Origin of the sequence: Devosia insulae DS-56 (genome assembly GCF_000970465.2) — a bacterium.
Taxonomy (GTDB): domain Bacteria; phylum Pseudomonadota; class Alphaproteobacteria; order Rhizobiales; family Devosiaceae; genus Devosia_A; species Devosia_A insulae.
Window position 1 is genome coordinate 1 of record NZ_LAJE02000094.1, and the last position, 8761, is coordinate 8761.

At 64.6% G+C, this 8761-nt stretch carries 10 protein-coding genes; 6 read left to right on the forward strand and 4 right to left on the reverse strand.

What is annotated here, in order from left to right:
- Positions 1-217 precede the first annotated feature (217 nt).
- Genes VW23_RS06430 through VW23_RS06445 form a run of 4 tightly spaced genes read left to right on the forward strand, consistent with a single transcriptional unit; the run spans position 218 to position 4334 of the window.
- Complete coding sequence (locus tag VW23_RS06430; protein ID WP_069908758.1) at positions 218-1297, forward strand: ABC transporter substrate-binding protein; 1080 nt, start codon at positions 218-220, stop codon at positions 1295-1297.
- 8 nt (positions 1298-1305) lie between these two features.
- Positions 1306-2136, forward strand: a complete 831-nt coding sequence (locus VW23_RS06435) for an ABC transporter ATP-binding protein (protein ID WP_069908764.1) — start codon at positions 1306-1308, stop codon at positions 2134-2136.
- Positions 2129-2944 carry an ABC transporter permease gene (locus tag VW23_RS06440; protein ID WP_201788021.1) on the forward strand — a complete coding sequence of 272 codons (816 nt, stop codon included), beginning with the start codon at positions 2129-2131 and terminating at the stop codon, positions 2942-2944. Before VW23_RS06435 ends, VW23_RS06440 begins: the two co-directional genes overlap by 8 nt.
- Before the next feature lie 40 nt (positions 2945-2984).
- Positions 2985-4334, forward strand: a complete 1350-nt coding sequence (locus tag VW23_RS06445) for an NtaA/DmoA family FMN-dependent monooxygenase (RefSeq protein ID WP_069908759.1) — start codon at positions 2985-2987, stop codon at positions 4332-4334.
- 178 nt (positions 4335-4512) lie between these two features.
- Here VW23_RS06445 and VW23_RS06450 read toward each other — a convergent pair whose 3' ends face one another.
- The gene (locus tag VW23_RS06450) at positions 4513-5109 is read right to left on the reverse strand and encodes a PadR family transcriptional regulator (RefSeq protein ID WP_069908760.1); all 597 of its coding nucleotides are present in this window, start codon (positions 5107-5109) and stop codon (positions 4513-4515) included.
- 97 nt (positions 5110-5206) lie between these two features.
- Here VW23_RS06450 and VW23_RS06455 point away from each other — a divergent pair, with 97 nt between their 5' ends.
- Positions 5207-5695, forward strand: a complete 489-nt coding sequence (locus VW23_RS06455; protein ID WP_201788022.1) for a flavin reductase family protein — start codon at positions 5207-5209, stop codon at positions 5693-5695.
- Positions 5673-6083, forward strand: coding sequence for a riboflavin kinase (locus VW23_RS06460; RefSeq protein WP_069908762.1), 411 nt, complete (start codon positions 5673-5675; stop codon positions 6081-6083). Before VW23_RS06455 ends, VW23_RS06460 begins: the two co-directional genes overlap by 23 nt.
- Before the next feature lie 8 nt (positions 6084-6091).
- On the opposite strand, the gene VW23_RS06465 is transcribed toward VW23_RS06460, so the two are convergent.
- The 3 genes from VW23_RS06465 to VW23_RS06475 are packed head-to-tail and all read right to left on the reverse strand — an operon-like array spanning position 6092 to position 8691.
- The gene (locus tag VW23_RS06465) at positions 6092-6838 is read right to left on the reverse strand and encodes a GntR family transcriptional regulator (protein ID WP_084645659.1); all 747 of its coding nucleotides are present in this window, start codon (positions 6836-6838) and stop codon (positions 6092-6094) included.
- Between the two features lie 13 nt (positions 6839-6851).
- The gene (locus VW23_RS06470; protein ID WP_084645661.1) at positions 6852-7739 is read right to left on the reverse strand and encodes a carbohydrate ABC transporter permease; all 888 of its coding nucleotides are present in this window, start codon (positions 7737-7739) and stop codon (positions 6852-6854) included.
- Positions 7740-7746: 7 nt separating this feature from the next.
- Positions 7747-8691, reverse strand: a complete 945-nt coding sequence (locus VW23_RS06475; RefSeq protein ID WP_069908763.1) for a carbohydrate ABC transporter permease — start codon at positions 8689-8691, stop codon at positions 7747-7749.
- Between the last annotated feature and the right edge of the window lie 70 nt (positions 8692-8761).

An 8761-nucleotide genomic window follows, 5' to 3' on the forward strand; every position in this document is an offset into this window, starting at 1 on the left:
CGCGAAAGCGTGGTGGGAGGGGGGTGCCCCACGCACTGAGCCACTAACCACCTCCACCATCATCTCATTTCCCATCCCTCACCCCCGCTTATCCCCGCTCCAAATCAAAAAAGTTTGCATAGTCAAATTTGATTGGTTACGAATGTGCGTCCGTTGGAGGTAACGGGCGTGACTTTGGGAGGACTCTTTGTCTCGTAAAACCAATCGGGCAGGGCGGATGCACGCTCGCCTGTTGCTCAGCTGTGCAACCCTGGCGCTGACCATCGGCGGCTTTGCCACCGCCACGCAGGCTGCCGGTGAGCTGCCCGCAAACGTGCTGATCAGCGCCGACGAGTGCGCGCGCAACCAGGCTGCCGGCACCATCACCTACATCTCGGGCTATGGTTATTCGGCCAGCGCCGGCCAGGTCGATGTGTTCCTCGCCAAGGAGCTCGGCTATTTCGATGCGCTCTGCCTCAGCGTCGACATCAACGCGGCGGGCGGCAACGGCCAGCTGCTGGTGTCCTCGGGCCAGGCGCAGTTCACCGCGCTGGGCTCGGCGTCCGACGTGATGCTGGCGGCCGCCAACAGCCGCAACCTCACCGCCGTCGCCACCTATGGCAGCACTTCGCCGTTCTCGATCTTCACCAACGAAGCGGTGAAAAGCCTGAAGGATCTCGAAGGCAAGCGCCTGGGGTATTTCATCAACATCACCCCGATCGCCGCGGCGATGCTCGATGCCGCCGGCGTCGATATCTCGAAGGTCGAGCTGATCAAGATGACCAATTACGACCCCACCGTGGTTACTCGCGGCCAGGTCGATGCCATCGTCGGCTATGCCTCGAACCAGCCGCAGACGCTGAAGGCCATGGGCCTGCCGTTCAACCAGTTCCTGCCCGCCGATCTCGGCCTCTCGGGCACCTACAACGTTATGGAAGTGAACTCGAAGTTCCTCGCCGAGCACCGCGAAGTGGTGGCCGATTTCATGCGGGCGAGCCTCAAGGCGCTCGAGTTCTGCCTCGCCGAGGAAGACAAGTGCGTCGACATGATCAGCCAACTCGCGGCTGACAACAACCAGGGCTCGGCCTTCCCGCGCGACCAGCAGGCCCGCACCTGGGGCGTCGAGTCGGAGTGGGTGCGCACCAGCCAGTATGGCGCGCCGGGCGTCCAGACCATCGCCGAGTGGGAGCCGGAGTACCAGATGGTGCAGAGCTTCGGTGGCCTGAAGAACCCGCCGCCGCTCGCCGACATGATGGATCCGGACCTCGTCGCCTCGCTCTATGCCGACGGCAAGCTGATCTGGCCGGAAAAGAAGTGATCGCGACGATGCCTGCAGTCTCGCATCTCCAGAGCGCGCCAGCCGCCTACCCCGATGAGATCGGGGTAGAGGTCAGCAACGTGACCAAGAGTTTTGGTGGCGATACGTCCAGGGTGACGGTGCTCAACGGCGTGTCGCTGACGATCAAGAAGGGCGAGTTCGTCTCGCTGATCGGGCCGAGCGGCTGCGGCAAGTCCACCCTGCTCAAGCTGGTCGCCGGGCTCTCCGAAGCCAATGGCGGCAGCGTGTCGATCAACGGCAAATCGGTGCGGGAAGCCGCGAAGGACAAGGCCATCGGCCTCGTTCCGCAGTCTCCCGCACTGCTGCCCTGGCGCACCATTCTCGACAATGTCAGCCTGCCGATCAGCATCAACCCCGGCGCCAATGCCGGGCGGAAGCTGCGCGATCCCAAGGAAATCCTGCAGAGCTTCGGGCTTGGCCATGCGCTCGACCGCTACCCGGCCCAGCTCTCGGGCGGCATGCAGCAGCGCGCCGCCATCGCGCGCGCCTTCGTCTTCGACCCTGAGATCCTGTTGATGGACGAGCCGTTCTCGGCGCTCGATGAAATGAACCGCGACCAGCAGCGCATGGGCCTCTTGGATTTCTGGCAGTCCAACCGCAAGTCGGTGCTGTTCGTCACGCACTCGGTGCCCGAGGCGATCATCCTGTCCGATCGCATCGTGCTGATGGCCTCGCATCCCGGCCGCATCGCCGAGATCATCGATGTCGACCTGCCGCGGCCGCGCAACGAGGCGCTCTACGCCAGCGACGCTTTCCGCGACCTCGAAGGCTATGTCCGCTCTGCCCTGCGCAAGGTGATGGAGGCTGCTCGTGTCTGACACTGTCGCAACCGCGCCGCGGCGCAACGCATCCGGTTTCACCATGGCCCGCATCGTTTTCGACTGGGGCCCGCCGGCGCTGACCTTCGTCATCGTCGCCGTGCTCTGGCAGCTGGTGGCGATCAACAATCCCTATGTGCTGCCGACGCTTGACGCCATCGGCAACAGCCTCGCCAGCGACCCCGGGATGTACTGGGCCAACCTCCTCGTCACCTGTCAGGAGGTGGTCATCGGCGCCGGCGCCGGCATCATCTGCGGCTTCCTCCTCGCCGTGGCGATGAGCGAGTTACCGATCGTCGAGAAGGCGGTGATGCCGCTGATCGTGGTGATCATGGTGACGCCGGTCGTCGCCATCGCTCCGGCGCTGGTCGTTGCCTTCGGCTTCGGCATGCTGCCCAAATACATCGTCACCGGCCTCGTGGTGTTCTTCCCCATGCTGGTCAACTCGCTGGCCGGCTTGCGCGATGTCGACCAGAAGGCGCTCGATGTGTTCAAGACTTTGCATGCCAGCCGCTGGGAGATCTTCCGCGATCTCCGGCTCCCCGGCTGCATGCCCTTCGTCTTCGCCGGCCTTCGCATCGCCATGCCACTGGCGGTGGTCGGCGCAGCGGTGGCCGAATTCGTGGCCGCCGGCCAGCAGGCAGGGCTGGGCTCGCTGGTGACCATCGCCGCCGCCCAGGCCAACCTGCCCGTGACCTGGGCGAGTATCGCCCTGCTCTGCCTGCTCGGCGTACTTCTCGTGTCGCTGCTGGCCCTGCTCCGCAAACGTATCCTGTGGTGGAGCGACGAGGACGTCATCGGGCGCTGAGGCGCCCGATCCGGACCCAACTCTGACGAAAGACATTGCTATGAAGAAGCTACGCTTTGGGCTGTTTGAAAACGCCCAGACCAACGACTCCGGCACGTCCACCTGGCGGCATCCCGACAGCGAGCGGCACAATTTCGACCGGCTCGATTACTGGGTGAAGATCGCCCGCATCTGTGAAGATGCGAAGCTCGATTTCCTGTTCCTCGCCGATGCCTGGGGCTGGGCCGACGTCAAGGGCACGCGCCCTGACATCAGCACCACCGAGGGCCTCGACCTGCCGCGGCTCGACCCTGCCATTGTCGGCGCGGCGCTGATCGGCGCCACCGAGAAGCTGGGGATCGTCATGACCGGCTCGACTTTGCTCGAGCAGCCCTATGCCTTTGCCCGCCGCATGCAGACCCTCGACCATCTGTCGAACGGCCGCATCGGCTGGAACGTCGTCACCACCGGTACCGCCGAGACCGCCGTCGCCGCCTTCGGCGTGCCAATGGTGGCGCATGACGAGCGTTACAACATGGCCGACGATTTCATGAGCCTCGTCTACAAGCTGTTCGAAGGCGCCTGGGAGCGCCATGCGCTCGAGCGCAACAAACAGGGGCGCTACGCCGACCCGGCCAAGGTGCACCGCATCGCCCATGACGGCCCGTATTTCCGCTCGCACGGCTTCGGCAACACCGCCTACTCGCCGCAGGGCACCCCGGTGCTGTTCCAGGCCGGTTCGTCCGATCGCGGCAAGCAGTTCGGCGGCAAGCATGGCGAGTGCATCTTCCTCGGTGGCGGTTCGATCGAAAAGCTCGCCGGGCAGGTGAAGGCCATCCGTGACGAGGCCGCCGCCAATGGCCGCGACCCCAACTCGATCAAGCTGATGAGCGCCTTCTCCTGCGTCGTCGCGCCGACCATCGAAGAAGCGCGGGCCAAGCACCAGGCCATCCTCGACGCCCAGACCCCGGATGTGGCCGTCGCCTCCTATGCCTGGTTCACCGGGCTCGACCTCTCGTCCTACGATCCCGCGACCAAGATGAGCGCGCTCCATACCGAGCTGTCGCAGACCCAGGTCGCCCGCTTCGGCGACAAGACTGTCGGCGACGTGCTGAAGGATTGGCACGCCCATGGCGTGCGCACCAACCCGTTCGTCGGCACGCCCGCTGAGATCGCCGACATCATGTGCGAGATGGCCGAAGGCGCCGACCTCGACGGGTTCCTGTTCACCCCGCTGATCCAGCCGACCTCGACGCTCGACTTCGTCGAGCAGGTGATGCCGGTGCTGCGCGCCCGGGGCGTGGCGGCTTCCGACTATGAGGGGGAGAGCCTGCGCGAACGGCTGGTGGGCACCGAAAGCCCGATCCTCAGCCCCGATCACCCCGGCGCCAGCCACCGCCAGCTGCAGTAGTGACGGCGGGTCGCGGGGGGTGGCGAGATTGATTGGAAACGCGCGACCTGCCCCTCACCCTAACCCTCTCCCCAGAGGGGAGAGGGGACGCATTTTGCACTGCCGGTGGTCTCGCGTCCCCTCTCCCCTCTGGGGAGAGGGCCAGGGTGAGGGGCAGAACAAGCCAACTCAAACCAGGCTAGGAGTCCCGGGCTACCGTGCCGGCCGCGATCTCGTCGGCAAACGTATAGGCGCCGGCGAGGATGCGGTCGTAGAGGCCGCGCGCCCATTCCTGCTCGGCCCTCAGCCGCAGCGAGGAGAGCTCGAAGATCTCGCGTACATAGGCCGGCGTGGTGCTCGACTTGGCCACGTCGCTGATATCGAAGCCGTTGCTCGCCACCTTGGCGTCGATCTCGGCGATCCTGACCTTCAGCGCCGCCACCACTTCGGCGCGGCTGAGCAGAAACATGAACGAGGTCAGCGCCATCACCGGCTTGGTGTCGAAGGTCTCGACCGTCCACAGCGTCTGGCGCAACAGCCGCATCAGCTCGACCACACCGTTCGGAGTGGTCTGGTAGATCGTCCGCTCCGGGCGCTTGCCGGCAGCTTCGGTGCCGTTCTCCTGGATGTAGCCATCCTGCTTCAGCGATTTGAGCGCGTTGTAGATCGAGCCGGGCTGGATATTGGCCCACTCGTCGACATGCCAGGTCATCAGCTCGCGGCGCAGGAAATAGCCATGCACCGGCTCGAACTGGCGCACGGCGCCCAGGACCACCAGGCGGGTAATGTTCGACATGCTGGCTCCTGAAACCGGGGAAGGCGCTTGTCTCCCTCTAACAAATTGACTAGCTTCAGTCCAATTATTCAAACTTGACTATATGGAGGAACTCGCGGTGCAGGTAGGTGAGGCGACGCTGGCCTTGAGGAGGGCCTTCTCGATGTTCCCGACCGGTGTCGTCGCCATGTGCGGCATGGATGGCGCGACCCCCGTCGGCATGGCGGTGAACTCGTTCAGCTCGGTGTCGCTCGACCCGCCTTTGGTCTCGGTCTGCGTAGCGCGCCAGTCCGGCACCTGGCCGCGGCTCAACCGCCTGCCACGCATCGGCCTCAGTGTGCTGGGCGTGAACCAGGAGCGGCTGTCTCGTCAGCTGTCATCGCGCCACGGCGATCGCTTTGAGGGCGTCGAGTTCGAGGCGACCTCTGATGGCGCGCTGTTCGTCAAGGGCGCGGCGCTCTGGCTCGATTGCGCCATCAGCGATCGGCTCGAGGGTGGCGATCACGAAATCATCCTGCTCGAAGTGCGCGAGACCAGCCTCTTCCCGCACATCCCGCCGCTGGTCTTCCACCAGAGCCAGTATCTTGCCCTCTCCAACGCCTCCTGAACTGGTGATCAGCGGCCTCGTCGTCCACGGCGAGAAGCGCGGTCGTGCCCTCGGCTTCCCTACCGCCAACATCGCGCTGGCTGCGGGCAATCCGTTCCCAACCGAAGGGGTCTATTGCTGTCTCGCACGGTTCTCGCATCGCGACGCGCTCTATGGCGCCACCGTCAGCGTCGGTACCAACCCGACATTTCCCGATATCGCCTCGATCCGCGTCGAAGCCCATATCCACGATCTCGACGAGCTGCTCTACGGCCTCAGCGCCGAACTTCGCCTGCTGCACCGCCTGCGCGACATGCGCCGCTTCGCCAATGTCGAGGAACTGATCGCCCAGATGGAAAGCGATGTGCAGCAGTCGCGGCAGCTGCTGATAGCGCGCGGTCGTCGTTGACGCGGGGGCTACTGCTCCGCCGCAGCGTTCTCTCGCACGAAATACTCAGGATGCGCCGAGCGGATCACGTCGAGTTCGTGCATCACTGACGCTAGGTGCACTGTCATGCTTTCATCGGCGCCTTTGGCGTCGTGCGCCTGCAGCCGCGCCAGGATTTCCTCGTGCTCACCGACGATGAAATACATGTGCTCCTGGCTGAGCAGCGACAGCCGGCGAATGCGGTCCATGTGGAACTTGGCTTCCCGCACGTCGTCCCAGATGGTCTCGAACCCGGCGGCCTTGGCGATCAGCGAGTGGAAGCGATCATCCGACTTGAGGAAGTCCTGGTCGTCGCCGAGCCCGGCAAAGGTGTGCTGCAGGACGATCTCGCGCTTCAACAGCGCCGCGATCTCCGGCGTCAGCCGCTCCGCTGCTAGGCGGGCAAGAGGGCGCTCTAATGCTTCGCGGATGAAACGCGATTTGGCGATCAGGTTTTCGCTGAGCGGTGAAACGATGGTGCCGCGCTGCGGCAGGATTTCCACCAGGCCGCGCCGCGCCAGCCGGGCAAACGCCTCGCGCACCGGGGTGCGGCTGACCCCGAATTCGGCGGCGAGCCGGGCCTCGGAAAGTTCCTGGAACGGCGGCAGCTGCATGTCGAGGATCTGCTGCATCAGCCGGTCATAGACCTGGCTCGCCATCGAGCCGCCATCCTGCCGCGTGCCGTAGCCGCTGTCGCCGAACTCTGCTGCCGCCGATATCCCCTTGGGGGCTTTCATGCTCGTTCCGCCGTCATTTGTTCCCCAGCTGCAATCCTGCCATGAAGTACTTCCGCAGGGCGATGAACAGCAAGACCGTCGGGATACTCGAAATCAGCGTCGCGGTAATCACCACGTTGGGCCCGAGCGTCGAATAGGTGCCCTGCAGCGATTGCAGCGCCACCATGATCGAGCGCACCTCGATGCCGTTGGCGAGGATCGAGGAAAACAGCAGGTCGTTCCAGATGAAGGTGAACTGCAACAGGAACAGCGCGATCAGCGGACCCATCGCATTGGGCACGATCATCGAGGTGAACACCCGCCATTCGCTGGCGCCCTCGATCCGCGCCGCCTCGTCGACCTCGCGGGTGATGGAGGAGAACGAGTTGCGCAGCACCAGCAGCGGGAACGGAATACAGATCGCCACATAGACCAGCAGCATGCCGAACCAGGTGTTGACCAGTCCCAGCCGCTGATAACCGAACAGCAGCGGCACCAGGTACATCTGGAACGGGAACAGCGTGCCGGTGAAGATCAGCATGAACCAGCCGTTCGCACCGAGCAGGTGCAGCCGGGTCATGCCGTAGGCCGCTGCCGCGGCAAACGACACCGAAAGCACCGCGCCGACCAGGGCGTAGCTGAACGAGTTCATCGCCGCCTGGCCGAGATTGGCGATGGTCCAGGCCTGCACCACGTTGTCGGCGAGCGGCGCGAGGCTGTCCGGCAGCTCCAGTACGCCTTTCTTGGCGTACTCCTCGGAGGTCTTGAAGATGGTGACGAACAGGTAATAGAGCGGCGTCAGGTAGGCGACGGTGAGCGCCAGGATCGGGATAACCAGCCAGCGGCCGCCCTGGCGCTGCGTGCGCTTTTCCTTCGCGATCAGGCCCGAGATGAACGCCTTGTCGGTGATGTCGACTGCCATGATCTGCCTATCGGATGTTTCTGCTGACGCGCGCCTGCACCACGGCGAGCAGCGCGCTGACGGTGATCACCATGGCGCCCAGCACCACGGCGACGGCAGAGCCATAGGCCCAGGCGCCGTTCGAGAAGCTCTCGTAATACATGTAGACCGCGAGCGAGAGCGTGCGCTTGCCCGGGAACGACGTCGCCATCACCCACAGCAGGTCGAAGGTGGTGAAGCCCGCGGCAACGTTAAGGATGGTCACCACCAGCACCGTCGGCAGCAGCAGCGGCCAGACGATGTGGCGGAAAATCTGGAAGTTCGATGCGCCATCGACCCGCGCCGCTTCGATCGGGTCCTTGGGGATGGCGGCGAGCCCGAGCAGCAGCAGCACCATGGTGATGCCGACGGTCTGCCACACGAAGGTGACGATCACCGAGCCGGTGATGGTCGCCGGGTCGTACAGCCAGCCGAAATCGAACGGCGTGCCGGTGATGCCGGAAACTGCCGAGTTGAGCACTCCGCGCGGCGCATAGACATAGTACCAGATCGCTGCCACCGCCGTCGGCGCCAGGACGCGCGGCAGGAAGAACAGGCTCTTGAAGGTTTCCTGGAACGGGATGTTCCTGAGCAGCAGCGCCAGCCCGAGGCCGACCGCCAGCGGGAACACCACGGCGCCGACCACCCAGACCGCGGTATTGGCCAGCGCTTCCGAAAAGTACGGCAGGCGGAACAGTCGCGCATAATTGTTGAAGCCGGCGAACTGGTCGAGCCCGGTGAACTTCTGCCACTTGGTGAAGCTCAGGATGACGTTGAACACCACCGGCGTGAGCAGGAACAGCGTCACCATGAGCACCGCCGGGGCGATGAACAGCCAGGCGACGCGCGTCTGCTGCCAGGCGACCCGCCGCTCCCGCTGGCGCGCTTCCTTCAACACTTGCGGCGAGAGCAGGGCCGTGGCGGTGGCGATCATCCGAGACGCTCCAAGAGACAGGCAGGCCAGTCGCTTAAGAAGAGCCACCGGGCTCTCCGTGATCCTCCAC